23 protein-coding genes are annotated in these 26,164 nt (G+C 65.1%); 9 read left to right on the top strand and 14 right to left on the bottom strand.

From position 1 onward, the window contains the following. Positions 1–113 precede the first annotated feature (113 nt). Positions 114–1,049, top strand: coding sequence for a D-2-hydroxyacid dehydrogenase (locus DLM85_RS14050; protein ID WP_111478746.1), 936 nt, complete (start codon positions 114–116; stop codon positions 1,047–1,049). Between the two features lie 10 nt (positions 1,050–1,059). On the opposite strand, the gene DLM85_RS14045 is transcribed toward DLM85_RS14050, so the two are convergent. Next, a complete protein-coding gene (locus tag DLM85_RS14045) occupies positions 1,060–1,359 on the bottom strand; it encodes an arylamine N-acetyltransferase (RefSeq protein WP_111478745.1) in 300 nt (99 codons plus the stop codon). A gap of 183 nt (positions 1,360–1,542) precedes the next feature. On the opposite strand from DLM85_RS14045, the gene DLM85_RS14040 reads away from it, so the two are divergent. Then, entirely contained in the window at positions 1,543–1,806 is a 264-nt protein-coding gene (locus tag DLM85_RS14040; protein ID WP_111478744.1) for a Kazal-type serine protease inhibitor family protein, read from the top strand. Between the two features lie 161 nt (positions 1,807–1,967). Here the strand turns inward: DLM85_RS14040 and DLM85_RS14035 are convergent, their stop codons facing one another. From DLM85_RS14035 to DLM85_RS14000, 8 genes are all read right to left on the bottom strand, one after another. Beyond that, entirely contained in the window at positions 1,968–2,801 is an 834-nt protein-coding gene (locus DLM85_RS14035) for an enoyl-ACP reductase FabI (RefSeq protein WP_111478743.1), read from the bottom strand. Between the two features lie 184 nt (positions 2,802–2,985). Then, complete coding sequence (locus DLM85_RS14030; RefSeq protein WP_111478742.1) at positions 2,986–3,291, bottom strand: GIY-YIG nuclease family protein; 306 nt, start codon at positions 3,289–3,291, stop codon at positions 2,986–2,988. A 128-nt stretch (positions 3,292–3,419) separates the two neighbouring features. Next, positions 3,420–5,099 (bottom strand): DNA repair protein RecN, encoded by a 1,680-nt coding sequence (gene recN, locus DLM85_RS14025; RefSeq protein ID WP_111478741.1) that lies wholly within the window; start codon positions 5,097–5,099, stop codon positions 3,420–3,422. 344 nt (positions 5,100–5,443) lie between these two features. After that, entirely contained in the window at positions 5,444–6,382 is a 939-nt protein-coding gene (gene porD / locus DLM85_RS14020; protein WP_111478740.1) for a type IX secretion system protein PorD, read from the bottom strand. Continuing rightward, positions 6,372–7,031: a phosphopantothenoylcysteine decarboxylase domain-containing protein gene (locus DLM85_RS14015; RefSeq protein WP_111478739.1), complete on the bottom strand. Its 660-nt coding sequence runs from the start codon at positions 7,029–7,031 to the stop codon at positions 6,372–6,374. The genes porD and DLM85_RS14015 overlap by 11 nt, the downstream gene beginning before the upstream one ends. Positions 7,032–7,159: 128 nt before the next feature. Next, entirely contained in the window at positions 7,160–7,723 is a 564-nt protein-coding gene (locus DLM85_RS14010) for a flavoprotein (protein ID WP_111478738.1), read from the bottom strand. Positions 7,724–7,745: 22 nt separating this feature from the next. Further along, the gene (locus DLM85_RS14005) at positions 7,746–8,087 is read right to left on the bottom strand and encodes a DNA-directed RNA polymerase subunit omega (RefSeq protein WP_111478737.1); all 342 of its coding nucleotides are present in this window, start codon (positions 8,085–8,087) and stop codon (positions 7,746–7,748) included. A gap of 110 nt (positions 8,088–8,197) precedes the next feature. Further along, complete coding sequence (locus DLM85_RS14000; RefSeq protein WP_111478736.1) at positions 8,198–9,043, bottom strand: outer membrane protein assembly factor BamD; 846 nt, start codon at positions 9,041–9,043, stop codon at positions 8,198–8,200. Between the two features lie 401 nt (positions 9,044–9,444). Here DLM85_RS14000 and DLM85_RS13995 point away from each other — a divergent pair, with 401 nt between their 5' ends. Next, complete coding sequence (locus DLM85_RS13995; protein ID WP_243635962.1) at positions 9,445–10,365, top strand: DUF5694 domain-containing protein; 921 nt, start codon at positions 9,445–9,447, stop codon at positions 10,363–10,365. Positions 10,366–10,435: 70 nt separating this feature from the next. Here the strand turns inward: DLM85_RS13995 and DLM85_RS13990 are convergent, their stop codons facing one another. Together DLM85_RS13990 and DLM85_RS13985 are read right to left on the bottom strand one after the other, a co-directional pair. Next, the gene (locus DLM85_RS13990; RefSeq protein ID WP_111478735.1) at positions 10,436–12,157 is read right to left on the bottom strand and encodes an OstA-like protein; all 1,722 of its coding nucleotides are present in this window, start codon (positions 12,155–12,157) and stop codon (positions 10,436–10,438) included. Between the two features lie 28 nt (positions 12,158–12,185). Next, on the bottom strand, positions 12,186–13,136 hold the full coding sequence (locus tag DLM85_RS13985) for a glycerophosphodiester phosphodiesterase (RefSeq protein WP_111478734.1): 951 nt from the start codon (positions 13,134–13,136) through the stop codon (positions 12,186–12,188). A 312-nt stretch (positions 13,137–13,448) separates the two neighbouring features. Here DLM85_RS13985 and tilS point away from each other — a divergent pair, with 312 nt between their 5' ends. From tilS to DLM85_RS13960, 5 genes are all read left to right on the top strand, one after another. Then, positions 13,449–14,798, top strand: coding sequence for a tRNA lysidine(34) synthetase TilS (tilS, locus tag DLM85_RS13980; RefSeq protein WP_111478733.1), 1,350 nt, complete (start codon positions 13,449–13,451; stop codon positions 14,796–14,798). A 265-nt stretch (positions 14,799–15,063) separates the two neighbouring features. Further along, a complete protein-coding gene (locus DLM85_RS13975; protein ID WP_111478732.1) occupies positions 15,064–15,540 on the top strand; it encodes a hypothetical protein in 477 nt (158 codons plus the stop codon). A gap of 426 nt (positions 15,541–15,966) precedes the next feature. Then, positions 15,967–16,911, top strand: coding sequence for a malate dehydrogenase (gene mdh, locus DLM85_RS13970; RefSeq protein ID WP_111478731.1), 945 nt, complete (start codon positions 15,967–15,969; stop codon positions 16,909–16,911). Positions 16,912–17,018: 107 nt separating this feature from the next. Next, positions 17,019–17,651 carry a macro domain-containing protein gene (locus tag DLM85_RS13965; protein ID WP_111478730.1) on the top strand — a complete coding sequence of 211 codons (633 nt, stop codon included), beginning with the start codon at positions 17,019–17,021 and terminating at the stop codon, positions 17,649–17,651. Between the two features lie 2 nt (positions 17,652–17,653). After that, the gene (locus tag DLM85_RS13960; protein WP_111478729.1) at positions 17,654–18,358 is read left to right on the top strand and encodes a DNA alkylation repair protein; all 705 of its coding nucleotides are present in this window, start codon (positions 17,654–17,656) and stop codon (positions 18,356–18,358) included. Positions 18,359–18,415: 57 nt separating this feature from the next. Here the strand turns inward: DLM85_RS13960 and DLM85_RS13955 are convergent, their stop codons facing one another. From DLM85_RS13955 to mutL, 3 genes are all read right to left on the bottom strand, one after another. Next, entirely contained in the window at positions 18,416–19,306 is an 891-nt protein-coding gene (locus tag DLM85_RS13955) for a rhomboid family intramembrane serine protease (RefSeq protein ID WP_111478728.1), read from the bottom strand. 14 nt (positions 19,307–19,320) lie between these two features. After that, positions 19,321–20,109: a rhomboid family intramembrane serine protease gene (locus DLM85_RS13950; RefSeq protein WP_111478727.1), complete on the bottom strand. Its 789-nt coding sequence runs from the start codon at positions 20,107–20,109 to the stop codon at positions 19,321–19,323. Between the two features lie 234 nt (positions 20,110–20,343). After that, on the bottom strand, positions 20,344–22,434 hold the full coding sequence (gene mutL / locus DLM85_RS13945; RefSeq protein ID WP_111478726.1) for a DNA mismatch repair endonuclease MutL: 2,091 nt from the start codon (positions 22,432–22,434) through the stop codon (positions 20,344–20,346). 575 nt (positions 22,435–23,009) lie between these two features. Here mutL and DLM85_RS13940 point away from each other — a divergent pair. After that, positions 23,010–25,988: a serine hydrolase domain-containing protein gene (locus DLM85_RS13940; protein WP_111478725.1), complete on the top strand. Its 2,979-nt coding sequence runs from the start codon at positions 23,010–23,012 to the stop codon at positions 25,986–25,988. The last annotated feature ends 176 nt before the right edge of the window (positions 25,989–26,164 follow it).

Genomic DNA, 26,164 nt, shown 5'->3' with positions numbered 1-26,164 from the left:
CCCTTACCCATGCTCCCCTCTCCCGGCCACGCCCGACGGCGCACGGCCGGCTTCTGCCGTAAACAGCCCTGCCCCGGCCGTTCCGGTCCCTGGTTTCCTCTTTTCCTTCCGCTATGCGCCTGTTCGTTTATTCCGCCCTCAGCGCCGCCGCCCGCGCCTACCTGCGGCAGCAGCTACCGCCGGCTACCGAAGTCACGTTTCGCACCGAGCTGTCCGCCGCCGAGCAGGGCGCCGCTTTCCAGGCGGCCGATCTGCTGATGGGCAACCCGCCGCCGGCCTGGCTGAGCCCGGAGCCGCCGCCCGGCCTGCGCTTCTGGCAAATCGACTCGGCCGGCTTCGACCAGTACGCCGGGCTGCAGGTGCCGTTTCCGGTGGCCAACGTCGGCGACTTTTTCGCCTGGCCCTGCGCCGAAACCATCGTGGCCGGCATTCTGGCGCACTACCGCCGCCTCAACGAGCTGGCCGTGCTGCAACACCAGCACACCTGGGTGGGCGCGCCGCTGCGCCGGCAGCTGCAGTTGCTGCGCGGGCAGCGCGTCATCGTCCTCGGCGCCGGGGCCATCGGGCTGGCGGTGCGGGAGCAGCTCGGCGGTTTCCGCTGCCAGGTGCGCCTGCTGGCCCGCACCGATGCGCGGGCCCAGCTGCATTCCAAAGACGAGCTGCGGGCCGCCTTGCCCGACACTGACCTGGTAATAAACTGCCTGCCCGGCAGCGCCCGGGGCTTTTTCTCGGCTGACCTCATTCATGCCATGCGCCCCGGCAGCGTGTACGCCAGCGTGGGCCGCGGCACCACCACCGACGAGCCCGCGCTGATCCGGGCCCTGCAGGAGGGCCGGCTCGGCGGCGCCGTGCTCGACGTGACGGCCCAGGAGCCGCTGCCGCCCGAACACCCGCTCTGGGCCCTGCCGCAGGTGCTGCTCACCCAGCACACCGCTGGCGGCCAGCCCCGCGAAGACGAAGGCAAGGTGGATATCCTGCTCGGCAACCTGGCGCGGCTGCAGCGCGGCGAGCAGCCGGAAAACCTGGTGGAGCTGCGCCGGGGCTACTGACACGGCGGGGCTACTGCGCCGCCAGCCGCGGCCGCAGCTGCTCGGCCGCCGTCAGCTCGATGTCGAATTCGGCGGCCCGCACCGGCCGGTACTCGGCTTCGTCGGCCACGCGGTAGGTCTGCGCGCCACCGGGCCGGATGAGCTTGACGAAAATGGCTGCTACCTCGCCGCTGATGGGCTGGCCGGGGGGGATGTCGAGGTTTTCGAACGGCATAGCACGGGCGTGGGCCGCGTGCACGGCCCGCCGGGTGGCTTCACTTGCTGCGGCCGGCAGGCCGAGGCACTCCAGGTGCTCGGGCAGGGAAATCATCGGGAATAACAAGCAGCTTCCGGGTGCCGGGCAACCCGGGCCGGGTGAGGGCGAAGCTACTTTTCATTGCCGCCTGCGCCAACCGCGCAATTGGGCAAGGCTGCTCGGGCAGCACTTGTTTCCGTGTTTTTTCCTACTACCTTACTCGCGTCATATTGTTCACCCAACCAACCAAAACGCTCTATGAAAACGCTCAAGACCCTTACCCTGCTCTCCCTGCTGGCGCTGGCTACGGCCTGCGGCAAGCAGGAAGCGCTGCCATCGGCCAAGCTGGCAGCCACCGCCACCAGCGAGGTGAAAGCGGGCCCCGGCTACGAGTGCCTGGACGTGTACGACCCCGTTTGCGGCAGCAACGGCGTCACCTACAGCAACGCCTGCTACGCCCGGCGGGCCGGCGTGACCAGCTACACCCGCGGCGCCTGCGACGGCAGCGGCGGCCCCATCTAGGCCCGCTTCCTCTCCCCTATTGCAACTTCCACGACGCCCGGCCTTGCGGCCGGGCGTTTTTCATAGCCGCCCCCGTAGCATTGGCACGGATGGCGCACCCAAAAGAGGAAGCCCGACCATCGGGTCGGGCTTCGTTGCAAGACAAGAAGGACAAGCCCGGCTTACGCCTCGCTGCCGGCGCTGGCCTGCGTAATGGCCTCCACGATGCCCTCGGAGATGCCCGTGGTGCTGAAGCCGCCGTCGTGCATCAGGTTCTGCATGGTCACGAAGCGCGTCAGGTCCGAAAACAACGACACGCAGTAGTCGGCGCAGGCTTCGGCCGGGGCGTTGCCCAGCGGCGACATGCGCTCGGCGTACTCGTAGAAGGCATTGAAGCCGCTGATGCCGGCGCCGGCCGTGGTTTTGGTCGGCGACTGCGACACGGTGTTCACGCGCACCTTCTTCAGGTGGCCCAGGCGCTGGCCGTAGCTGCGGGCAATGCTTTCGAGCACGGCCTTGGCCTGCGACATGTCGGTGTAGTCGAGGAAGGCGCGCTGGGCGGCGATGTACGACAGGGCTACCACCGAGCCCCACTCGTTGAGCGCGTCCTGCTTTTCGGCCACGTGCAGCATCTTGTGAAACGACAGGGCCGAAATGTCCAGGGTCTTCTGGAACCAGTCGTAGTTCAGCTCGCCGTAGCCCTTGCCCTTGCGGATGTTGGGGCTCATGCCAATGCTGTGCAGCACGAAGTCAATCTTGCCGCCGAGCTGCTCCACGGCGCCGCTGAACACTTTCTCCAGGTCTTCTACCACCGTCGCGTCGGCCGCGATGATCGGGGCGTTGCACTCCTCCGACAGCTTGTTGATTTCGCCCATGCGCATGGCCAGCGGGGCATTGCTCAGCACAAACGTGGCGCCTTCTTCGTGGCAGCGCTGCGCCACTTTCCAGGCAATGGATTGCTCGTTGAGGGCGCCGAAGATGATGCCGCGCTTGCCGGCAAGGAGGTTGTTGGCCATAAAAACGGAGTTGAGTCGAAGTCGGGAAAAAGGAACGGGCAAAAATAGGGGTTCGAACTAGATTGTCGCTGCGCGACAAATGTCATGTCGAGCGAAGCGAGACATCTGGGTGCAAGTCGTTGAACGAAATTAACCCAGATGTCTCGTCACTTGCTTGATGCGCAACATATTCGACATAACAACGTCAGAACCCGCCAACCTCCTGGTTCAGCTCCCGCCATTCCGGGTTTTGCGCCGTAACCAGCGCGTCTTTCTTGGTGCGGCTCCAGCCCTTCAACTCCTTTTCCCGCGCAATAGCCTGCTGCACATTGGCAAACAATTCCCAATGCACCAGCAGATGGCACCAGTAGCGGCCCGCGAAGGTATGCGGTCTGCCAGCATTGTTCAGGTGCTCATCCAGCCGACGCACCAAACCATTGGTGACGCCGATGTACAGTACCGTCTTCTTCGGATTCGTCACGATGTAAACGCAATAGTTGAGGTATTTCATAGCTGATAATCTAACGGTTACGGTCGTATTGAGCGAAGCGAGACATCTGGGTAAAGACTTTCAACGACCTGCACCCAGATGTCTCGCTTCGCTCGACATGACCAACGTTTTCAACGTTCATCCATACGTCACGCCGCTACCAGGTCACTTTCGCCGCGCAGGGCCAGCAGCTCGCGGGCGCTCTGCACCGCGTTTTCGCTCACGCGGGCGCCCGAAATCATCTGGGCAATTTCGCGGATGCGCTCCTCCTCCGTCAGGCGGCGGATGCGGCTGATGGTACGGTCGGGGCGGTCTTCCTTGTACACGTAGAAGTGCGCGTCGCCGGCGGCGGCCATCTGCGGCAGGTGCGAAATGGCCACCAGCTGGTGCTTTTTGGCCATCTGCTGCATCATGCGGCCCACTTTCACCGCTATTTCTCCGCTGATGCCCGTGTCGATTTCGTCGAATACGATGGTGGGCAGGGCGGTCTTGTCGGCCAGCAGGTACTTCACGCACAGCATCAGGCGCGAAAATTCCCCGCCCGAGGCGGCCTTGCTCAGGGTCTGCGGCTGGGCGCCGCGGTTGGCCGTGAAGAGCAGGCTGATAACGTCGGTGCCGGAGGTGGCGGGCTGGCCGGTGCTGTGCTGCACCAGCAGGCGGGCGTTGGGCATGCCCAGGTCGAAGAGCAGCCCGGCCAGCTCCTTTTCGAACTGCGGGAAAGCCCGCCGCCGCTGCTCCGAGAGGTGGGCGGCGCGCTTGTTCACGGTGGCCAGGGCGCCTTCCGCGTCGCGGCGCAGGCGGCTGATTTCCTTGTCCAGGTTCAGCACCGAGCCCACTTTCTGGCGCAGCTCCTCGCGTACCAGCAGCAGGGCGGCCAGGTCGCGCACCTGGTGCTTGCGCTGCAGGTTGTAGAGCAAGGTCAGGCGCTGCTGAATTTCGTCGAGGCGCAAGGGGTCGGCTTCGGTGCGCTGCTGGGCCTGCTCGGCCTCGTCGGCCACGTCGCGCAGCTCGATCAGGCAGCTGTCGAGGCGCTCCTTGAGCTGCCGGGCGCCCTCGGAGTAGGCCGCAATCTGGCCCAGCACGATGCTGGTTTCCTTGAGCGAGGCGGTGGCGCAGTACTCCCCGTCCGCAAGGCTTTGCAGGGCGTAGCCGAGCTTGAGCTTGATTTCCTCGGCGTGCTCCAGCTCCTTCAGTTCCTGCTCCAGCACCTCCTGGTCTTCGCCGTCGAGGCGGGCTTCCTCCAGCTCGTTGAGCAGAAAGCTGTGGTAGTCCAGCTCCTTGTTGGCCTGCACCACCTGGTCTTCCAGGGTTTTGAGGTCGGCGGCCAGCTTGCGGTACTGGCGGAAAGCCGCGCCGTACTGGGTGCGCGTGGGCACCAGGCCGGCGTAGAGGTCGATGAGGTTGAGCTGGAACACCGGGTCGCCGAGCAGCAGCGTGTCGTGCTGGGAGTGGATGTCCATCAGGTTTGCCCCGATCTTGCGAAGCGTCTCCACCGTCACCGGCGTGTCGTTGACGAAGGCGCGGGACTTGCCCGTCGGGGCTATTTCGCGGCGCAGGATGCACTGCGCGTCGTAGTCCAGGTCCTCGGCCTCGAAGATGTCCTGCAGCTGGTAGCCCGAAATGTCGAACTGCCCCTCAATCACGCACTTTCGGGCCGTGTTGAAGAGCAGCTTGGAGTCGGCCCGGTTGCCGAGCAGCAGCCCGATGGCGCCGAGCATAATGGACTTGCCGGCGCCGGTTTCGCCCGTGATAATGTTGAGCTGCGCTGAGGGCCGAAGCTCCAGGGACTCAATCAGGGCGTAGTTCTGAATACGAAGGTCAACCAGCATAAAAAGCTTTGGTTGCGTGATACTTGGACAAGCAGCCGTATCCGCACGCCAGGGGCTGGCGGCGAAAAGGGCGGTCTGCAAACCTACTAAATGAGTTAGCACCCGCGCAAGCCCGCCCCCCAATCGACTTAGCAGCTTGCTAAGCAAAACCGCATTCCAGCGCCCTGCTGCACCAATAAATTTTTCCGTTCGGGCACTTTTTTCACTCAACGGCTCTTCGCCCGCCCCGCGGGCTGCCAGCGGCCCGGGCGGCTAAAAACAATGGTGCCACAACTCCGGGAGTCGTGGCACCACAAGAACGTCAAGCGGCGGCGAAAGCCGCGCAATTCGCAGGAATCCGGGCGTTATTTCGGCTGCAGAATGGCCTGGTACTTGGCCGAGCTGGTCGGGTCAACCTCCTGCAGCAGGGCCACTACGCTCTGCTTGAGCTCGGGCGAGGTGCTGCTGCGGTAGAGGTTGGCAATTTCGTCGGCCTTGGTTTCGAAAAAGGCCTTGATGAGCGTGGAGCCGGGCCGGCGTTCGGCCGACTCCTTGACGCCCTGCAGAGCAATGAAAATGGAGGTGCGGGCGTCCTCGGGCTTCTGAATGAAGATATCGAGGCCCTGGCGGTAGTAGGAGTACGAGGCCGAGCGCAACGACTGGAGCTGCGGGTCCTGCAGGCCCGAGAGCAGCCAGTAGCGGCTGCGCTGGTCACGCTTGCCGTTGTCCTTCCAGCCCTCGTCGCCGTCCTGGTTTTGCGAGGCGGCCGTCTGCAGGATGTTGCGGGCGCGGTCGAAGGTGCGCGAGCCGCCCAGCGGGGCGAAGCTGTCCTGGTCCATGCCGATGATGGTCAGGGCGTAGAAGCTCAGCAACGAGGAGAGGTTGTTGACGTAGCTGTTCTCGGAAAAGTCGAGCGGCTGGCCGGGCAGGTAGGTAAACTTCCACGACTCGGCGTAGCTCATCAGCGTGGTTTCGTAGCTGGTGCCGTACACGGGGCGGCGGCTGAACACGCGGGCCGTGGCAATGTACTGCCCGTTCGATGGAATGCTGGTGATGCCGATGTACACGCTGCACTTGATGCGTTCCTCGGGCTTGTACACGTCGTTGGTCCAGCGCCGGTTGTTGAGGAACTGCGTCACGTCGTTTTTCATCGAGTTCAGCAGCTGCGGATCGGTGATGGTCACGTTTTCGGCCTTCACCGTCACTTCGGTCAGCAGCTCCTGGGCGGCCGCGCGGCGGGCGGGCAGGACCAGCAGCGCGGTGAGCAGCAGGCTGAGGCAGAAGGCGGAGTAGTTACGCACCATGGGGCTGGAGGCGGGCAAGAATGGCAGAAACAATGTCGCGGGCCACGTCGGCTTTGGGCTTCAACTCAAAGGTAGTCACGCCGGAGGCTTCCACGAGGGTAATCTTGTTGGTATCGTGGCGGAAGCCGGCCCCGGCGTCGCGCAGGGAGTTCAGCACCACCAGGTCGAAGCCCTTGCGCCGCAGCTTGCGCTGGGCGTTCGGGAGTTCGTCCTGCGTCTCCAACGCAAAACCCACCGAAAATTGTTCAGGCCGCTTGGTCTGGCCCAGCGTGGCGGCAATGTCCACGTTCTTCACCAGCTCGATGGTCAGCGTTTCGTCCGAGCCATCGTCGCGCTTCTTGATTTTCTCGGCGGCCACGGTGCGCGGGCGGTAGTCGGCCACGGCGGCGGCAAACACCCACACGTCGGCCCGCGGGGCCACGGCGGCGGCGGCCTCGTACATCTGCTGGGCCGTTTGCACCGGCACCACCGTCACCAGCGAGTGATTGATGGTCTGATTGGTAGGCCCGCTCACCAGCGTCACGCGCCAGCCCTGGGCGGCAAACTCGGCCGCCAGCGCGTAGCCCATCTTGCCGGTGGAGTGGTTGCCGATAAAGCGCACCGGGTCGATGGGCTCGTAGGTGGGGCCGGCGGTGAGCAGGACGTGCATGGCAGAACGATAAAATCAGGGCGTCATGTCGAGCGAAGCCGAAACATCTCGCTCGATAGTAAAATCACTTATCAGATTCCTACCCGGCGTCAGCACGCCAGATGCTTCGGCTTCACTCGACAGGACGTTCAACGAGGCTGTTGCTGGTCGGCAAAAAACGCCGCCAGCTCCCGCACGATATCCTCGGGCTCCAGCATGCGGCCGGGGCCCGTCAGGCCGCTGGCCAGCTCGCCGGCGGGCGAGTCGAGCACGCGCACGCCGTCCTGGCGCAGCTGCTGCAGGTTGCGCTGGGTGGCCGGGTGCTGGTACATGTCCAGGTCCATGGCCGGGGCTACCAGCGTGGGGCAGCGGGCCGAGAGGTACACGGCGGTGAGCAGGTTGGGGCACAGACCCTGGGCCAGGTTGGCCAGGGTATTGGCTGAGGCCGGGGCAATGAGCAGCGCGTCGGCCCAGAGGCCCAGGTCGACGTGGTTGTGCCACACGCCGCCGGCTTCATCCTTGATGAAGCCCTGGAGCACGGGGCGTTTGGCGAGGGTGGCCAGGGTCAGGGGCGTCACAAAAGCCGAAGCCGAGGGCGTCAGGATAACCTGCACCTCGGCTTCGGCTTTGATGAGCAGCCGCACCAGGGCGGCCGCCTTGTAGGCGGCAATGCTGCCGCTTACGCCCAGTACAATGCGGCGTCCGGCCAGCATGGCAGCGTCGGGCTAAGAAAAATTACTCGGCTTTGTCGGCCGTGGGCTCCTCCAGCTCGGGGGTCGAGAAGGTCACTTTGCCTTCCAGAAACTCTTCGATGGCCAGGTTCGTGGGCTTGGGCAGCCGCTCGTAGTGCTTGCTGATTTCGATCTGCTCCCGGTTCTCAAACACCTCCTCGAGGTTGTCGACGGTGGTGGCAAACTCCGACAGCTTGCCGTTCAGCTCTTCCTTGAGCTTCACCGAAATTTGGTTGGCGCGCTTCGAAATGATGGCAATCGACTCGTACACGTTGCCGGTTTCCTTCACGAAATCCGACAGGTTGCGCGTAACGATGGAAGCAGGAACGTTGCTCGGTACTTTCATGGCTTAAAGGGTCAAATTGTACAATGGCTAAATGGTTGAATTGTCAAACGGTTGATTGCTAAGCCAGAACGACCAGCCAGTTAACCATCCGACAAGTTAGCCATTCAAATTCAGTTCGTGGCGGCGGCGGCGTTGGGGGCGCCGGTCGGAGCCGGGTGGTCTTTCAGGAATTTCTGCGCCGCGTCGTAGTACGTTTCGGCCTGCTTCAGGCTTTTGCTCTGCGGAAAGGTGTCGACGAAGTTCTGGTAAATGGCCACGGCCTCCAGGTACCGGTCGCGCTGCTTTTCCTCCACCGACTCGCGGGCCAGCTCGTACTGCGACACGATGCGCAGGTAGGCCGCTTCCTCGCTGTACACCGAAGCCGGGTACTGCTGCTGGAAGGTCTGCAGGGCCACCACAGCCGACTGGTAGTAGCGCAGCGAGTAGTAGAGCTTAGCGCCTTCGAAGGCCTTCACCTCCATCTTCTTCTGCAGCTCGTTCGACATGCTCTCGGCTTCCGAACGGAACTTGCTCTCGGGGTGGCGGTTCAGGAAGTCCTGAATGGCGGCAATGGCCTGCACCGTGTTGGTCTGGTCCAGCTCGTACTCGGGCGAGTCCTTAAACAGCGACTTGGCGTGCATGAACTCGGCCTCTTCCACCAGGGGCGAGGCGCCGTAGGTGGTGGCAAACTGGTCGAAGTAGTAGGCCGCGAGGGTGTAGTTGCGCTGGCGGAAGTTGGTGTGGGCGAAGTAGAATTCGGCCTTTTCCGCCTCGGGGCGGCCCTTCAACAGCGGAATCAGCGGCTCCAGCAGGGTGCCGGCCCGGTAGTAGTCGTGCTTGTTCTCGTAGTAGTCGATGGCCGCGTTGTACTTCTTGGTGACATCGGTGCTCTTGAGCAGCTTCTGGTAGGGGCTGCACGCACCCAACGACAGGGTGCAGACAAGCAGGGCAACGATGCGGAGACGGAATGCGGGCATAAGGGGGGCAAAGGTAAGGATTTGGCGCGGGCGGCGCAAAGCCGCTCATCGTCAGAGAGGCCGGGGCCGGTGGAAAGGTTGCGCCCGTACCCGGGCCGGTAACGCGGCCGCGGGCTATTTGGTGCGCCCGGCCGCCGCCGAAGCCGCAACAAAGTAACGCGCCCCGGGCCAACCCCGCGGCGGCGGCGCGGGTAGCGGCGGCGGCGGGCCAGCCACCGGCCGGTTGGTTATTTCTGGCCCCGCTCCGGCGCAGGGCCCACGCGCAACCTTCTGCCAGTCTTCTATAAATCAGACCATAAACCACCACAACCAGTCCATACCTCTCCCCTGCCAGCACCTGTCTGCCCTGCCCGAATTTGGCAGCGGCCTGTATCTTTCCCCGCTTTTATTCCTGCTTGAGTATGATTTTTTCCGATGGCTTCCGCACGGCCCAACGCGCCGTGTTCTTGTGTTACCTGCTCTTGGTCGGCGCCACCCAGGCCAGCCGGGCGCAATCCGGTGGGCGCACCGCCATTATGGTGGTGGGGTTCGACCACCTGGCCCAGCTCTACAACAAGCAGCCCCAATCCGACGTGCTCGGCGTTAAAAAGCAAGCTGAGGTGGCCAAGCTGCGGCAGCAGCTCAGCCGCTTCCGGCCCGATGCCATTATGGTGGAGGCGGAGCCGGCGGAGCAGGGGCGGCTCGACAGCCTGTTTGCGCGCTACCAGGCCGGGCAGCTTGACCTGGCCGCCCTCCCCGACGGGCGCAGCGAGCGGTACCAGGTCGGGTTTGCCCTGGCCAAGGAGCTGGGGCTGCCCGGCGTGCGGGCCGTGGACTACTACGCGGCCACCACGCAGTCCCTACTGCAGTCGGGTACCAACTACGACGCCTTCGCCCGCGACCTGCGCCTGATGCAGACGACCTCCCGGCCGCTGAAAGCCCTGGTGCAGCACGACAGCCTCTCGGTGTACGACTACATTGCCCTGGCCAACCAGCCGGCCCTGGTCAACCTGATACACCGCGCCATCTTCAATACGCCGGCAATGGTGACGGACGGCGCCTTTTCCCCGCAGGGGAAGAATACCGTCGACTTGGGCCCGGTGGATACGGCCTATATCGGGGCTCACTACATCAGCCTGTTCTACAACCGGAACCTGAAAATCTACTCCAACATCCTGCGGGCCCAGCAGCAAAGCCAGGCTAAGCGCGTGCTGGTCATCTTCGGCGTGGCCCACGTGGGCGTGCTGCAGGAGCTGCTGGCCGCCAATCCGGCTTACGAGGTAACGCCAGCCGCCGCTTACCTGAAAACCAAGCAGAAGCACCGGCTCAAGGCGCTTCGTTGAGCTGCCAGCTGCGGAGCCGTCGGCACGTATTGCGGCGGGTCAGCGGGGCTGATTCCGCGCCGGCCACCGGCTACTTTTTCGCCGCGCCGGCCACCGGCCTGGCGGCAGGTTTGGGCGCGGGCTTGGTTGGCACCGTTTTTTTCGGCGCGGCCTTCTTCGGGGCGGGTCTGGTGGTTTTGCCCTTGGCTTTCACCGGCTTCTTCTTCGGCTTGGCCTTGGCCACCGGCGCGAAGTGCTTGCCCAATACCTGCCGGCGCGTGGGCTTCTGCCCGATCAGCCACTGAAAGCCCTTGAGCTTCTCGTCCTCGGGCTTGAACTCGTGGGGCGGAATGAAGCTCGCGTCGGGCTCGTTGAGGAAGCTGATGGTCTGCAGCTTGTTGTTGGCGAAGCGCATAACCATGTTGGCCGACACGGCCTTGTTCAGCCCGGTGGTGGCCGTGTCATTTTCCAGGGCGTAGTAGAGGCTTTCGGCGTTGCCGAGCACGTTCACCTTGCGCAGCTTGCTGTCGACGAAGTAGGCCACCATGTTGCGGCCCTTCACCTGGTTGAAGTTCAGCAAGGTGTCCTGTCCGATAATGAACGAGTTGGCGTAAAGCCGCATCTGGTCAATCTTCTGGCGCCGCAGCCGGATTTCCATCGAGTCGGCGGTGAGCTGGTTTTGCTTGCTCCAAAGCACCGGATTCACGTTCAGGTAGATGACCGAGTCGCGGCGGTTGTAGGTCAGGGAGTCGCAGCGGCCCTGCAGGTCGCCGCGCCAGATGCGCACCTTGCGGTAGGCGTACACGATGCCCGGGTCGTTTTCCGACTTGCTTTCCACGTTCACCAGCGTGTCGGCGGCCAGAAACATCGTGTCGCGGTCGGTGATGTTGCGCATCACCGGCGAGCCGTACACCTTGGCCCGGCCGGTGCCGCGCCAGTAGCGGCCCACGTCGCCGCGGATGACCACGTTGTCCTTCTTGGCCGTCATCGACACGTTGCCGGTGGCCACGCCGTACTGCCGGGTCTCGTCGTACACCAGCTTGTCGCCGCCAAGCAGGTAGTTGGGCGTCTCGATCTTGGCGTTGCGCTGGAAGTCCGATACCCGCGTGCGGGTGTTGTAGGTGCCCTTTTCGGCGTAGATGTTGCCCTGCTTGCCCACGATGCGCGTCGGGCCGAAGAAGTAGGCCACCTTCGACTGCGTGTTGTACTGCAGCGTGTCGTTGGTGATGGTGTAGTCGCGGGTCACCAGCTTCACGTTGGTGCGGAAGCTGAACACCTGCGTCTCCGTGTTGTAGTAGCCGCGCTGCGAGTCCAGCGTGTTTTCGGGGTCGGTGAGGTGGCCGCCGGTGCTATAGAAGGCCGTTTTGCGGTTCAGGTCGTAGTCCAGCGTCTGGGTGGTCAGCGTCATGCGCGGGTCGCGCATCACCACGTTGCCGGTCATGCGGGCCGTGCGGGTGTCGCCGTTGTAGGTGCCCCGGTCGCCGGTGATGGTGATGGTGTCGTTCTGCACCACGCGCACGTTGCTGAAGGCCTCGATGGCGTTGCGGTCGACGTACTGGTAGGCCGAGTCGCAGAACAGCAGCGCGTCGTCCTGCTTGAAGCTGACGTTGCCGATGATTTTGCGGATCTGCTGGCCGTTGAACGAGCCGCCCACCAGCTCGCGGGCCCCGGGCAGCAGCTCCACCTTCGAGCCTTTGGGGGTGGGCTGGCCTTTGGGGGCGGGGCGCGCCGGCTGGGCACCCGGGCGCTGGGCCCACGCCAGCGGCGCGGTCAGCAGCAGAAAGAAGAAACAGACGAGTAGTCGGAGGCGCATGCGGCGCAAAAGTACGGAACCCGCAGGCCTAACGCAGCGGTCCGTCTTTTGGTGCGCCCGCGTGCACCTGCGTTACCGCTTCGGCCGGGCGGCCGCGCCGGCCCAGTAGGCTCAGCAGCTGGGGCACGTTGTCGACCTCGATGCCGTCGGGGCGGCAGCCGAGCAGGCGCTGAATGGCCTTCTTGGAGCGCCCGCCGAACACCACCACCTGCAGCCCCCGGGCGTGGGCCCGGGCCACGCGCTCCGGCGTGATGACATATTTCGACAGCACCACGGCTTCCACCTGCGCCGCCACGGCCTGCTGCAGCCGCTCCTCAAACCGGTCGGTGATTTCCAGGCCCAGGGCGGCCCCGGGCAGCTCCCGCCGCAATTGGCGCAGCGAAGGCTCGTGCTGGGTGAGGATGAGCAGGCGCTCGGGCGGCACCTGGTGGCGGCGCAGCACCCGCCCGATGGCGCGCACCAGCGCGGGGGAGCGGGCGTAGGGCTGGGCAAAGTTGGCGTCGTCGTGCTCGTGCAGGTCGAGGTGCAGGTAGGGGAAGCCGGGGCGCCCGGCCAGCTCGGTCAGCAGCTCGTCGAGGGTGGCCACGCGCTCGTGCTGCAGCCAGTCGTAGGGCCAGCCGCCGGTGTATTTCAGCCGGGTCAGCTCGGCGGCGGTGTGCTGACTGATGTAGCCCTGGGCGCGGGTGCGGTTGGTCAGGTCCTCGTCGTGGAAGAGCATGGGCACGCTGTCCCGGCTGAGCTGCAGGTCGATTTCGACGCCGTCGGCCCCGCGGCTCAGGGCCTGCCGGATGCCGCCCAGGCTGCTCGGCGGCAGGGCGTTGAAGGGGCTGATCGGGGTGAAAAAGCCCGAGCCGGCGTGGCCGATAACCTGCGGCCCGCGGCGGACGCCCAGCCCGGGGCCGGGCGCGGCCGGGCGGGCGCAGGCGGCCAGGGCCAGCAGCACCAGCAGGCAACACCCTCGGAGTATGGTTTTGTGCATCGCCCCCACTGCGTTAAAAGGCCCTCAACCGCAGCAAACGTCGCTGCTCGGCTTGTAATACTGCCTACGGCGGCTGCAGGTTTGGGCCGCGAGGTTTCCGACGGGAAAGCCGCGGGGCAGGACTGGCGCCGCTGTAGTCGCGCAGCGGCCTAACCGGTGCCCAACATCAGCCGGCGTGCAGCGCCCGAACGGCGCAGTTCCGACCCGCAAGTTGAAAACCCGCTTTATTATCGGCACCGGTTACGCGCCGGGCGGCGCCAAACCGGCGCCAGCTCCGCCTACCTTTGCGCAATCTTTTTGCGCCTCCCCGCTATGCTCCCCGACCTCGTCCGCCGCTTTATCCTCGATCATCAACTCTTCGACCCCGCCACCGACCCGGTGCTCGTCGCCGTCAGCGGCGGGCTCGATTCGGTGGTGCTGCTCGACGTGCTGCACCAGCTGGGCGTGTCGGCAGCGGTGGCGCACTGCCACTTCGGGCTGCGCGGCGAGGAGTCGGACGCCGACGAGGAGTTCGTGCGCAAGCTGGCCAAGAAGTACGCGGTGCCCTACTTCGCCGAGTTTTTCGACACCAAGGGCTTTGCCGAGCAGGAAGGGCTGTCGACGCAGATGGCGGCCCGGGTGCTGCGCTACCAGTGGTTTGAGCAGGTACGCCGCACCCAGGGCTTGGCCTACATTGCCACCGCCCACCACCAGCGCGACGCGGCCGAAACCATGCTGCTCAACCTCACCCACGGCACCGGCCTCTCGGGCCTGCACGGCATTCCGGTGCGCCAGGGCCGGGTGGTGCGCCCGCTGCTGGGCGCGGCCAAGGACGATTTGTACGACTACGTGGTGGAAAAGCACCTCGTCTGGCGCGAAGACTCCTCGAACGACAGCACCCTCTACCAGCGCAACCGCCTGCGCCACGACGTGCTGCCGGTGCTGCGCGAGCTGAACCCGGCCCTCGACCAGACCCTGCAGCACACCGCCGAGCGGGTGCGCGGCGCCGAGCTGCTGGTGCAGCATTTGGTGGACCAGACCGCCCACCAGGCCCGCCGCGACGAGGCCGACGCCACCTACCTCAACATCGCCGTGCTGCAGGCCACGCCCGCCACGGCCGTGATGCTGCACGAGCTGCTGCGCCCCTTCCACTTCTCGTGGCCCGTCACCAAGGACATCGTCGAGTCGTTCCGGGCCGTGTCGGGCAAGCAGTTCGACTCGCCCACGCACCGGCTGGTGAAGGACCGCGACCAGCTGGTCATCACCGCCAAGAACCTGAGCGGCTTCGGCACTTACCAGTGGCCGGAGGGACAGGCGGAGCTGACCGTGGACGGGCTGCGCCTGACGGCCAAGGAGCACGCCGCCGAGGGCTTCCAGGTGCCCAAAGCCAAAGATGTGGCGGCGCTGGACCTCGACAAGCTCAAGTTCCCGCTCACGCTGCGGCGCTGGCGCGAGGGCGACTGGTTTATGCCCATCGGCCTGAAGGGCAAAAAGAAAATCAGCGACTTCCTCATCGACCAGAAAGTGCCGCTGAACCTCAAGGACCAGGTGCTGCTGCTCACCGCCGCCGACGGCAAGGTGGTGTGGGTGGTGGGCATGCGCCCCGACGACCGGTTCAAAGTAACCGAGGAAACCCAGCGGGTGCTGCTGATCCGGCGGCAGCTGGCAACCAAAGCGGGCTAGACCGGCTCTTCCTAACGGTCATCCTGAGCAGCGCGAAGGACCTTCTCACGCCTGAACGACACCAACGTTCAACGGGGAGAGGGTCCTTTGCTTTGTTCAGGATGAAAGACGCCCAGTCGCAGTTGGTCGGAAAACGCCAGAACGGCCCTGCTGAGCTGGCCGAAACCGGCCTTTCCACGAGTTTCAACCGGCTTTGCAGACGCAGCCCAGCCCCCCAACTGCCCGAGCCACTTCTACACGTAACGCCTTAATTTACCTCGATGCTATGCTGAAATACACGCGCCCAGTAGGCGGCTTGCTGGGCGGCCTGCTGCTAACCGGCTGCGGCTGGTCGGGCATGTTCGATAAGTGCGAGGGCGACAACGGCAGCGGCCGCATTGCCTCCTTCGAGCTGGTGAATGCCGGCGGCGCCCCCATTGCGCTGACGCCGCCCCGCTTCCACCCCGATACCCTCCGGCTGTACTACCTCGGCCCGGCCGGCCGCGTGGCGCAGCCGTTCAGCCTCGAGCTTCCGGTTATCCGCCGCGCCGCGCCGCCGGTGTACGGCGCCGACCTGGAGGACACCTATCTGCTGTACCTCAGCCGCGCCGACCAGGACACGATTACGTTCCGCTACCGGCTGTTCGAAGACGATTGCCACAACCCCGACCTGGACGGCATCCGCATCTTCTTCAACGGCCGGGACGTGTTCAACGGCCCCCGCGGCGTGAACATCGGCACGCTGCAGCTGCCGAAGCGCTAGCGCCTCCGACCACGTGGCCGCGCCCGGCCCGCGGGTTGTCGGCCCTGCGCGCCGCATTGCAAGGCATGGCCGCCGCGTTGGGCGCCGCACCTGCCGCGTTGCGACGGGCAACCTGGGCCTTGCGCGCCGTGCCGGTGCCGTTGTGAGGCCTGCGGACCGCGTTGTCAGTCGTGCGCGGCACCTTGCGGGGCGTATCGTCGGCGTTGGGCGCCATGCCCGCTCCGTTGTCGGGGCCATCCGGCCGTTGTCACGCGAACCGAGCCTTGTCACCCGAACCGCCCGTTGTCACGGGGCGGCTCCCGAATCGGCTTTCCCAGTGCCCAGCCGCGCCCCGGCGGTAAAAACTCCCCGTTAAGCACCACCCTCTAACCCCTGGTGCTTACCTTGCAGGCCAGAACCCCATCACTAATTCCCAACGACCACCCCATGAAAGTAACCGTAGTAGGGGCCGGTAACGTGGGCGCCACTTGCGCCGACGTACTCGCCACCCGCGAAATTGCCAACGAAGTAGTCCTGGTTGACATCAAGGAAGGCATTGCCGAAGGCAAAGCCCTCGACATCTGGCAGAAGGCTCCCATCATCGGCTACGACACGCGCACGGTGGGCGTCACCAACGACTACTCCCGCACCGCCGGCTCCGACGTGGTGGTTATCACCTCGGGCCTGCCCCGCAAGCCCGGCATGAGCCGCGACGACCTTATCGCCACCAACGCCGGCATCGTGAAATCGGTGACCGAGAACGTGGTGAAACACTCGCCCAACGCCATCATCATCGTCGTGTCGAACCCGCTCGACGTGATGACCTACCAGGCGCACCTCACTTCGGGCCTGGACCGCACCAAGGTGTTCGGCATGGCCGGCATCCTCGACACGGCCCGCTACCGCGCCTTCCTGGCCGAGGCCCTGAACGTGAGCCCCAAGGACATCCAGGCCGTGCTGATGGGCGGCCACGGCGACACCATGGTGCCGCTGCCCCGCTACACCACCGTGGGCGGCATCCCCGTCACCGAGCTGATTGGCAAGGCTGAGCTGGACGCCATCGTGCAGCGCACCGCCGTGGGCGGCGGCGAGCTGGTGAAGCTGATGGGCACCTCGGCCTGGTACGCCCCCGGCGCCGCCGCGGCCCAGATGGTGGAAGCCATCGTGCGCGACCAGCGCCGCGTGTTCCCGGTGTGCGTGGAGCTGAAAGGCGAGTACGGCATCGACGGCGTGTACCTGGGCGCCCCGGTTATCCTGGGCAAAAACGGCATTGAGCGCATCATCGAGCTGCAGCTGAATGACGAGGAGAAGGCCCTGCTGGAAACCTCGCGCGGCCACGTGAAAGAGGTGATGGACGCGCTGGACAAGATGGGCCAGCCCGCCAACGCTTAATTCGCGTTAGCAACTGCCTTCGCCGGGCCGCTCCGCATCGTGCGGGGCGGCCCGGTTTGTTTTTGGCGTAAGCTGAAAGCCAGTACCTTGCCGCCGAAACCCATTTCATGCACTTAACCTTAATCGACACCAACCCCGAGGTGGTGGCCGCCTGGCAACGCGTGTTTGCCGATGTGCCGCAGGTCACTGTTCGCCACGCCTCCATCTTCGAGCACCCGGCCGACGCCCTGGTCAGCCCCGCCAACAGCTTCGGCTTCATGAACGGCGGCATCGACTTCGCCATTTCCAAGCACCTGGGCTGGCACCTCGAAAAAGACCTGCAGCGCGTCATCCGCGAGAAATACTACGGGGAGCTGCTGGTGGGCCAGGCCGAAATCATCGAAACCGGCAGCGCCTTGTTTCCCTACCTGATTTCGGCCCCCACCATGCGCACGCCCATGACCATCACGCGCGGACCGAACGTGTACCTGGCCACCAAAGCCATCCTGCTGCTGCTGCGCCACGGCCGCCTGCGCACCGGGGAGCTGGTGGCTGATAAGGTGCAAACGGTAGCCATTCCGGGCCTGGGTACCGGCGTGGGGCAGGTGGCCCCGCTGGTGTGCGCCCGGCAGATGCGCCTGGCCTGGGAAGACGTGACGCGGGAGCAGCACGCCACCAAGCAGGGCTGGGAAGAGCTGCGCTCCAACTACGCCTACTTCTACACCCACGACCCGCAGCACATTACCTACGACATTCCCTAGCCATGCCCGCTGCTGCCGACCTGCTGGCCCGCATCCACGCCCTGGCCGACCCCGAGCGGGCCGTACTGGTGGCCCGCTTCTTCAAAACCGGCCCCGGCCAGTACGGCGAGGGGGACCAGTTCCTCGGCCTGCCCATGCCCCGGCAGCGGGAATTGGCCCGGGAATTCCGGCAGCTCTCCATCGACGAGGTGGAAGCGCAGCTGGTGCGCAGTCCCTGGCACGACTGCCGCTCCATCGGCCTCATCATCTGGACGCTGCAGTTTGCCAAGGCCGGCCCGGCCGGGCAGCAGGAAATCTATGAGCGCTACCTCGCCAACCGCCGCTACGTCAACAACTGGGACCTGGTGGACGTGACCTGCCCGGCCATCGTGGGCGGCTATTTGCTGAAGCGCGACCGAAGCCCGCTCTACGAGCTGGCCGCCGAAGACCACCTCTGGAGCCAGCGCATGAGCATCGTGAGCACGCTGGCCTTCATCCGCAAGGGCCAGTTTGCCGATACCTTCACCCTGGCCGAGCAGCTCCTCCCCCACCGCCACGATTTGATTCATAAGGCCGTGGGCTGGATGCTGCGCGAAGTGGGCAAGCGCAACGAGGAGGCGCTGGAGGAGTTTCTGGCCGACCACGCCCGGCACATGCCGCGCACCATGCTGCGCTACGCCATCGAGAAGTTTGCCCCGGCTCAGCGCCAGGCCTACCTGCAGAAATGAACAACGCCCCGCTGGCGCAAGGCCGGCGGGGCGTTTTCAACTAAAACCTGCGCCTGCTTACTGCTGGCTAGCCTTGAAGAGCTTCTGCTTTTCCTCCTTCGAGAGGCTTTCGTAGCCGGAGCGCGAAATCTTCTCCAGAATCCGGTCGATTTCCTCCTGAGCGGGCTGGGCCAGCGGGCCCCGCTTGCTGCCGGCTGGCGCCGCCTGCGGGCTGCGGTGCGACACGCGCAGCCGCGGCCGCCCGTGCAGCAGGGCGCTGATCCATTCGCCCGCGGCCACCACGGGGCGGCCCAGGTCGCGGCCGCGCTGCAACTGGCGGATGTAAACGAAGCCGAGCAGGGCGCCGCCCAAGTGGGCAATCTGCCCGCCGGGGTTGGCACCGTTGATGCCGGCAATGGAAATCAGCACCACGGCCGCCGCTATGTACTTGATGCGCACCGGCCCGATCAGGAACAGGCTGAAGGTATAATCGGGCAGCAGCGTGGCCGCCGCGACGATGGCCGCCGTGACGGCCGCCGAGGCGCCCACCATCGGGATGCCCAGGTGCACCTGCAGGCGGGGCAGCAGGTTGTAGCTGAGCACGAACAGCAGGGCTCCGGCCAGGGCCCCGAGGATGTAGATGCTCACCAGGCGCCGGTCGCCGAGGTACTCGCGCACCAGCATGCCGAACCAGTACAGGTTCAGCATGTTGAAGAGAATGTGCAGGAATTGCTGGTGGGTGAAGGCGTAAGTCAGCAGCGTCCAGGGGTGGCGCAGCAGACCGGGCAGATCCGAGGGCAGGGCCAGCTGCCGCATCAGCACCTCGTAGGCGACGCCGGCGCCGGTGAACGTCAGGATGGCTTCCACCACCAGCAGCACCACAAACACCAGCACGTTGATGACCAGCAGCTGGTTCAGGGCGTTGTCGCGGCGGCTGAAGGTGGCCTGGATATCGGCGAAAATGCTCATGGGGGCGGGTGGACTTAGTAGAAGCGCGAGCTGTTTCGCTCCCAGAATTTCAACAGCAGGAACCCGAACAACATTCCGCCGAGGTGGGCAAAGTGGGCCACCGTGTCGCCGGGGGCGCGCTGGATGCCGCCGTATAGCTCGTACAGCCCGTAGAGGGCGACGAAGTACTTGGCTTTGATGGGGAACGGGAAAAAGAGCAGCATCAGCTCGGTATTGGGGAAAAGATAGGCAAAAGCCAATAGAATCCCGAACAGCGCGCCCGAGGCCCCGACCATGGGCACGTTGTTGGAGCCGTCGTAGATTTCATCGACGGTCCGCACGGCCCCTTGCACCAGCTGGGTGTTGCCAGGGTCCTGGCGCAAGGCATTGGCCACCAGCTCGTAGCCGTTGGCCTGGGGGTAGTAGTCGCGGAAAAAGTCGCTGTAGCCCACCGCCGTCGGCCGCTCCACGAAGGCGTTGCGGTCGGCGCGCATCTGGGTCAGCTCGTACTGCCGGATGCCGGAGTAAAGCACGCCCGCCCCGACGCCGCAGATCAGCCAGAACGCCAAAAACCGCTGCGGCCCCCAGCGCATTTCCAGCATGGGCCCGAAGGAGAACAGACCAAACATGTTGCCGAGCAGGTGGCCCATGCCGGCGTGCATAAACATGTACGTCAGGTGCTGGGTGGGCAGAAACAGCGGCGACGTCCAGGGGTAGAGGGCCAACAGCCGCGCCACGTTGCTCATCGCGCCCGTTGCGTCCAGCAGCAGCAGGGCCACGTTGATGAGCAGCAGGTTGCGCACCATCGGAGTGACATTGAACATAGATTTCGGGTTAAGCGGATTTCGTGGATTGCGCCGGATCAGCCGGGCAGGTTAGGCGGCCGGTCACGTCTGCAGCGGCTTGGTTACGGCTTGCGAGGAAAACAGTCGGCCCCAGGCGCCGTGGGCAAGGCCCAGGCTTCCCGTCACAGCAAACGCTACCGTGTACGCGGCAGCGAAGGTAAACGCCGCCCGCGAATCAGCCGGTGTCCGCGCCCCGGTCGCGCACTTTGCCGCTCAGCGGAAGAAGGCCTGCAGCTGATCCAGCTCCAGCATCACCAGGGTGCGCTGGCCGTCGGGGGTGTAGCCGGGCGTCTGGCAGGCGAAGAGGCGGTCGACCAGCGCCGTCATTTCCAGTTCGCTGAGGCGGGCGGGCACGCCGGCGGCTACGCGCCGGGCCAGGGTGCGGGCCAGCTGCTCGCGGCGGTCGAGGCGGGCACGGCCACCGGGCACCCGAAACTGCTCCAGCAGGCCCTCCAGCAGCTCTTTTTCGTTGCTGCGGTGCGGCACGTCGGCGGGCAGGCCCTGCACTACGATGGTGTTCGGGCCGAACTCCTCGAAGTGGAAGCCCAGCGCGTGCAGCTCGGCGCTGACTTCGCGCAGCACCGCAAAATCGGCGGGCGTAAACGACACGGTGCGCGGAAACAGCAGCGTCTGGGCCGGGCTGGTTTCCTGCTCGCTGCTGCGCTGGTACTGCTCGTAGAGAATCCGCTCCCGGGCCGCCACCTGGTCGATGAGCATCAGCCCCGACTTCACCGGCACCAGCACGTACTGCTGCACCTGCACGGCGCGCCGGCCCGGCACGGCGGCCTCGGCCCCGGCCGACGCGGCGGAGCCCGCGTGGGTAAGCGGCAACTCCGGCGCGGGCGCCGGGGCCGTGGCCACCGGGGGCGGCGTGGGCAGGGCCGGTACCGCCGCCGCCCCGGTTATGCCGCCCAGGTCAATTTCGAAGCCGGCCGTAGCGGCGGGCAGCTCCGGCAGCGCGGGCAGCGGCTCGGGCCGGGCGTCGGGGGCTTCGGCTTCGAGGTCGTCGAGGGCGCCGGGCTGGCTGAGCGTGCGGTAGAAATCCTCCAGGGCGCGGCGGGCCTGCTCGGTGGGGCGCGGCGTGAGGGGCTTTTCGTCGGCCGGCAGGCGGCTGGATTCGCCGGTGCGCGGGGGGCGGACGGGCGTGGCGGCGGCGGCCATGGCGGCGGCCAGAGCCCCGCCTTCGCGGCCGCGGTCGAAGTCGGCGGTGCGGCTGCTGTTGGGGTCGTCGTCGAAGTCGGAGCGGGCGCTGGTGCGCAGGCCGGCCAGCGGGGCGAAGTTCACGTCGCTTTCAAAATCCAGCGAAGGCGCCATGTTGTGCAGCCCCAGCGCCTGCTTCACGGCGGCGCGCATGATGGCGTACACGGTTTTCTCGTCCTCGAACTTGATTTCCGTCTTCGTCGGGTGCACGTTGATGTCGATGGTCTTCGGGTCCAGCTCCAGGAACAGCACGTAGAACGGGTGCGTCTCCTTGGGCAGCAGGCCCTCGTAGGCGGCCAGCACGGCGTGGTTGAGGTAGGCCGAGCGGATAAAGCGGCCGTTGACGAAGAAAAACTGGTCGCCGCGGCTTTTCTTGGCCGACGCGGGCTTGCCGATGTAGCCCTTCACCGAAATGAACGGCGTGACTTCCTCCACCAAGGCCAGCTGTTCCTTGTAGGAGTTGCCGAGCAGCTGTACCACCCGCTGGCTGAGCTTGCCGGCGGGCAGGTTGAATACCTCCAAATCGTTCTGGTACAGCGAGAAGCTCACGTTCGACTTCGACAAAGCCACGTGCTGAAACTCGTCGAGGATGTGGCGCATTTCCACCGCGTTGCTCTTGAGGAAGTTGCGGCGGGCCGGCACGTTGTAGAACAGGTTCTTGACGCTGATGCTGGTGCCGTCGGGGGCGGCGGTGGGCTGCTGGCGCACCACCTGCGAGCCTTCCACCAGCAGCTGCGTGCCGGTGTCCTGCTGGCGCAGCTTGGTGCGGATTTCCACCTGGGCCACGGCCGCAATGCTGGCCAGCGCCTCGCCGCGGAAGCCGAGGGTGCGAATCCGGAACAGGTCCTCGGTCGTGCGGATTTTGCTGGTGGCGTGGCGCTCCAGGCTCATGCGCGCGTCGGTGGCCGACATGCCCGAGCCGTTGTCGACGACCTGCACCAGCTGCTTGCCGGCATCCTTCACAATCAGCTGAATCTGGGTGGCGCCCGCGTCGACGGCGTTTTCCAGCAGCTCCTTCACCACCGACGCCGGGCGTTGGACGACCTCGCCGGCGGCAATCTGGTTGGCGAGGTATTCGGGCAGCAGTTGAATAATATCGGCCATAGCAGCACACGAACCACCGGGGAGGCGGCGTTTGTTTTCAAGCCCCGCAAAGGTACGGCAGCCGGCCGGGCCTTGCTGCTATATAGGCGCCGGATGCCGGTCTTCAGGCTGCGCAAACATTGAACGTCAAGTCGAGCGCAGCCGAGACATCTCACTGGCTGGTATTCTGCTCGTCGAATGCGAAGGCACTACCAGACGCCAGCACGCGAGATGTCTCGACAAGCTCGACCTGACGTTCGGGATGCAGCAGCCTGCCCGCTACATAGCACTTTGCCTATAACCAGCTTCGAACATTTCCGGAACCTGCCCGCGGGCGGAACCCGTACACGGCGCCGACTGTAGTTGGAATGAGCTTGGCGCCAATCCTGCGCGCGAAATAATGCGTAAGTTTGTGGTCAGCTTTTGCTTGCGGGCTGTTGCCCGTGGCTGAGCCGGCTGCCGTCTTACGGGCTTCGGCCGGTTATTTCCGCCCCGCGTGTCAGCGCCCTTCCCCGTGGCTTCGGCCCCGCCGAAGGGCGTCGGCGCAGAAAGCGGACCTGACCAACTTCACCATACGCGACACGACTCAGAGGCCAATGGGCAAGGATATTCGGATTGGACTGGTACTGCTGATAGTGGCCATTACGGGTCTGATCGTTTCATCGTCGGCGCCCTCGAAGGACGGCCTGCGCCCGGCCACCGTGGCCGAGCAGCACTGGGTCGACTCGGTGTTCAACTCCCTCTCGCCGGACCACCGGCTGGGGCAGCTGTTCATGGTGGCCGCGTACTCCAACAAGACGCAGAAGCACGTCAACTACACCGAGTTTCTCGTCCGCGAGTACAACATCGGCGGGCTGATGTTCTTGCAGGGCGGTCCGCGCCGGCAGGCCATCCTGACCAACCGCTACCAAGCGGCAGCCCGCACGCCGCTGCTGGTGGCCATGGACGCCGAGTGGGGCCTGAACATGCGCCTCGACTCCTCGATGCACTTCGCCAAGCAGATGACGCTGGGCGCCATGGACGACCCGCAGCTGGTGTACCAGATGGGCCGCGAAATTGCCCTGAAGCTGCGCACCCTGGGCGTGCAGGTCAGCTTTTCGCCGGTGATGGACGTCAACTCCAACCCCAACAACCCGGTTATCGGCAACCGCTCGTTTGGCGAGAACAAGGAGCAGGTTACCAAGTTCGGCCTCAACTACATCCGCGGTCTGCAGGACCACGGCGTGGTGGCCGTGGCCAAGCACTTCCCCGGCCACGGCGACACCGATATCGACTCGCACATTGCCCTGCCGGTTATCAACACCGACATGGCCCGGCTCACCAACGTGGACCTGTACCCCTTCCAGAAGTCCTTCGAGGCCGGGGTGATGGGTGTGATGGTGGGCCACCTCTACATGCCGCTGTTCGACACGGTGCGCACGCAGTCGGCCACCATCTCGCGCAACCTGGTGACCGGGCTGCTGAAGGAGAAGATGGACTACCGCGGCCTCGTGTTTACCGATGCGCTCAACATGAAGAGCGTGTCGAACCTCTACAAGCCCGGGGAGTTGGACGCGCTGGCGCTGCTGGCCGGCAACGACGTGCTGCTGTTTTCGGAGGACGTGCCCATGGCCATCCAGAAAATCAAGCAGCTCATTGCCGACAACAAGATTGCGCAGGAAGACATCGACTACCGGGTGCGCAAGATTCTGCGCGCCAAGTACTGGGCGGGCCTGAACCACCTCAAGCCCGTGGACGTGCCCAACCTGATGACCAACCTGAACCGCCCGCTAAGCCGGGTGGTGCAGCAGAGCATCTACGAGCACGCCACCACCATCGTGCGCAACGAGGACGACCTGTTGCCCTTCGCCCACCTCGACACGCTCAAGCTAGCCGCCATTACCATCGGCGCGCCCAACGACAACGAGTTTGCGGGCACCATGCAGCGCTACATGCCCTGCTCCACCTACGCCGTGACGAACCGCTACGCGCCCGACTCGACCTTCGAGCGGCTGCTGACCAAGCTCGACGGCTACAACACGGTGGTGGTGAGCCTGCACAACATGAACAACACCCCCGCCCACAACTACGGTATCGGCGACGGGGCGCTGAAGTTCATCAAGCAGCTGCAGGCCAATACCCGCCTGAAAACCGTGGTGGTGGTGATGGGCAATGCCTACGCCCTGAAGTACGTGGAGGACGCCCGCACCCTGGTGTGCGGCTACGAAGACAACTACGCCTCCCAGGCCGTGGTGCCGCAGGTGCTCTTCGGCGCGCTGCCCGCCAAGGGCCGCTTGCCCATTACCGTGTCGGAGAAGATGGTAGCCGGCACCGGCCTGCCCACGCCCGACTTCCGCCGCCTGCGCTACGCCACGCCCGAAGCTGTGGGCATGGACTCCAAGGTGCTGGCCCAGATCGACAACATTGCCACCGAGGCCATTGCCTACGCGGCCACGCCCGGCTGCCAGGTGCTGGTGGCCAAGGACGGCGCCGTGATTTTCGACAAGAGCTACGGCTACGCCACCTACGACAAGTCGCAGCCGATAACGGACGAGACGATTTACGACCTGGCGTCGGTATCGAAGGTGGCGGGCACTCTGCAGGCCATCATGTGGCTGAAGGACGAGGGCAAAATCAACCTCGACAGCAAGGTATCGGACTACCTGACCGACCTGAAGGGTACCAACAAGAAGGACATGACGGTGCGCGACGTGCTGCTGCACCAGGCCGGCCTGAAAGCGGGTATCCCGACCTGGGAGCGGACGGTGACGCGCACCGGCGGCCTGAAGCCCACCTTCTACGCCAGCACCCAGACCGGTGACTTCCAGCGCGAGGTTATCCCCGGCACCTACGTGGCCCGCACCGCCGAAGACTCGGTGTGGACGTGGATCAAGCGCAGCAGCCTGCTGCCTAAGACCAAGAGCGGCTACCCCACCGAGTACTCCGACCTGAGCTTCATCATCCTGAAGCGCCTGGCGGAAAAGACGCTGAACCAGCCGCTGGAAGCCTTTCTGCAGCAGAATTTCTACGCGCCGCTGGGGCTGAACACGATGACTTACAACCCGCTGCAGCGGTTCCCGAAGTCGTGCATCGCGCCCACCGAGAATGACACCTACTTCCGTCACGCGCAGCTGCAGGGCACCGTGCACGACCAGGCGGCGGCGCTGATGGGCGGCATTGCCGGCCACGCCGGGCTGTTTTCGAACGCCAACGACCTGGCCATCCTGATGCAGATGAACCTGCAGAACGGCCGCTACGGCGGGCGGCGCTTCTTCACCACGCCGGTGGTGGCCGAGTTTGCCCGCCAGCAGAGCGCCACCAACCGCCGCGGCCTCGGCTGGGACCACGGCGACCCGAGCAAGCCCGAGGGCCCGACCAGCAACCTCTCGCCGGCCGCCACCTTCGGCCACACCGGCTTCACCGGCACCTGCGTGTGGATGGACCCGGACAACAAGATCCTGTACGTGTTCCTTTCGAACCGCGTGTACCCGGATGCCGGCAACAACAAGCTGCGCCAGTACAACATCCGCACGCGCATCCACGACGTTATCTACAAGGCCATCCAGACCGACGCCCAGGCGAAAAACCAGGAATAGCGCCCAAGCCCTTGGGTTGACTTGAGGGGAAGCATTTCTATGTGGTGTGGAACAAGCAACCCCTTGACCGACGCCCCGTCCCTGACCCGGACGGGGCGTTCTTTGTTGACCGCGGATGGCAGTGACGGTTTGCTGATGACGCTGATTCGTTCTGACCGCTGCGGGCGGACTTCGCC

Origin of the sequence: Hymenobacter edaphi (assembly GCF_003258365.1) — a bacterium.
GTDB lineage: Bacteria > Bacteroidota > Bacteroidia > Cytophagales > Hymenobacteraceae > Solirubrum > Solirubrum edaphi.
The sequence above is the reverse complement of the archived record's forward strand: the minus strand, read 5'-3'. Positions and strand labels throughout refer to the sequence as shown.

Excerpts from the sequence above, each read along its gene's own strand:
- DLM85_RS14050 (WP_111478746.1), top strand. The coding sequence starts at position 114 with ATGCGCCTGTTCGTTTATTCCGCCCTCAGCGCCGCCGCCCGCGCCTAC.
- DLM85_RS14045 (WP_111478745.1), bottom strand. The coding sequence starts at position 1,359 with ATGATTTCCCTGCCCGAGCACCTGGAGTGCCTCGGCCTGCCGGCCGCA.
- DLM85_RS14040 (WP_111478744.1), top strand. The coding sequence starts at position 1,543 with ATGAAAACGCTCAAGACCCTTACCCTGCTCTCCCTGCTGGCGCTGGCT.
- DLM85_RS14035 (WP_111478743.1), bottom strand. The coding sequence starts at position 2,801 with ATGGCCAACAACCTCCTTGCCGGCAAGCGCGGCATCATCTTCGGCGCC.
- DLM85_RS14030 (WP_111478742.1), bottom strand. The coding sequence starts at position 3,291 with ATGAAATACCTCAACTATTGCGTTTACATCGTGACGAATCCGAAGAAG.
- recN (WP_111478741.1), bottom strand. The coding sequence starts at position 5,099 with ATGCTGGTTGACCTTCGTATTCAGAACTACGCCCTGATTGAGTCCCTG.
- porD (WP_111478740.1), bottom strand. The coding sequence starts at position 6,382 with ATGGTGCGTAACTACTCCGCCTTCTGCCTCAGCCTGCTGCTCACCGCG.
- DLM85_RS14015 (WP_111478739.1), bottom strand. The coding sequence starts at position 7,031 with ATGCACGTCCTGCTCACCGCCGGCCCCACCTACGAGCCCATCGACCCG.
- DLM85_RS14010 (WP_111478738.1), bottom strand. The coding sequence starts at position 7,723 with ATGCTGGCCGGACGCCGCATTGTACTGGGCGTAAGCGGCAGCATTGCC.
- DLM85_RS14005 (WP_111478737.1), bottom strand. The coding sequence starts at position 8,087 with ATGAAAGTACCGAGCAACGTTCCTGCTTCCATCGTTACGCGCAACCTG.
- DLM85_RS14000 (WP_111478736.1), bottom strand. The coding sequence starts at position 9,043 with ATGCCCGCATTCCGTCTCCGCATCGTTGCCCTGCTTGTCTGCACCCTG.
- DLM85_RS13995 (WP_243635962.1), top strand. The coding sequence starts at position 9,445 with ATGATTTTTTCCGATGGCTTCCGCACGGCCCAACGCGCCGTGTTCTTG.
- DLM85_RS13990 (WP_111478735.1), bottom strand. The coding sequence starts at position 12,157 with ATGCGCCTCCGACTACTCGTCTGTTTCTTCTTTCTGCTGCTGACCGCG.
- DLM85_RS13985 (WP_111478734.1), bottom strand. The coding sequence starts at position 13,136 with ATGCACAAAACCATACTCCGAGGGTGTTGCCTGCTGGTGCTGCTGGCC.
- tilS (WP_111478733.1), top strand. The coding sequence starts at position 13,449 with ATGCTCCCCGACCTCGTCCGCCGCTTTATCCTCGATCATCAACTCTTC.
- DLM85_RS13975 (WP_111478732.1), top strand. The coding sequence starts at position 15,064 with ATGCTGAAATACACGCGCCCAGTAGGCGGCTTGCTGGGCGGCCTGCTG.
- mdh (WP_111478731.1), top strand. The coding sequence starts at position 15,967 with ATGAAAGTAACCGTAGTAGGGGCCGGTAACGTGGGCGCCACTTGCGCC.
- DLM85_RS13965 (WP_111478730.1), top strand. The coding sequence starts at position 17,019 with ATGCACTTAACCTTAATCGACACCAACCCCGAGGTGGTGGCCGCCTGG.
- DLM85_RS13960 (WP_111478729.1), top strand. The coding sequence starts at position 17,654 with ATGCCCGCTGCTGCCGACCTGCTGGCCCGCATCCACGCCCTGGCCGAC.
- DLM85_RS13955 (WP_111478728.1), bottom strand. The coding sequence starts at position 19,306 with ATGAGCATTTTCGCCGATATCCAGGCCACCTTCAGCCGCCGCGACAAC.
- DLM85_RS13950 (WP_111478727.1), bottom strand. The coding sequence starts at position 20,109 with ATGTTCAATGTCACTCCGATGGTGCGCAACCTGCTGCTCATCAACGTG.
- mutL (WP_111478726.1), bottom strand. The coding sequence starts at position 22,434 with ATGGCCGATATTATTCAACTGCTGCCCGAATACCTCGCCAACCAGATT.
- DLM85_RS13940 (WP_111478725.1), top strand. The coding sequence starts at position 23,010 with ATGGGCAAGGATATTCGGATTGGACTGGTACTGCTGATAGTGGCCATT.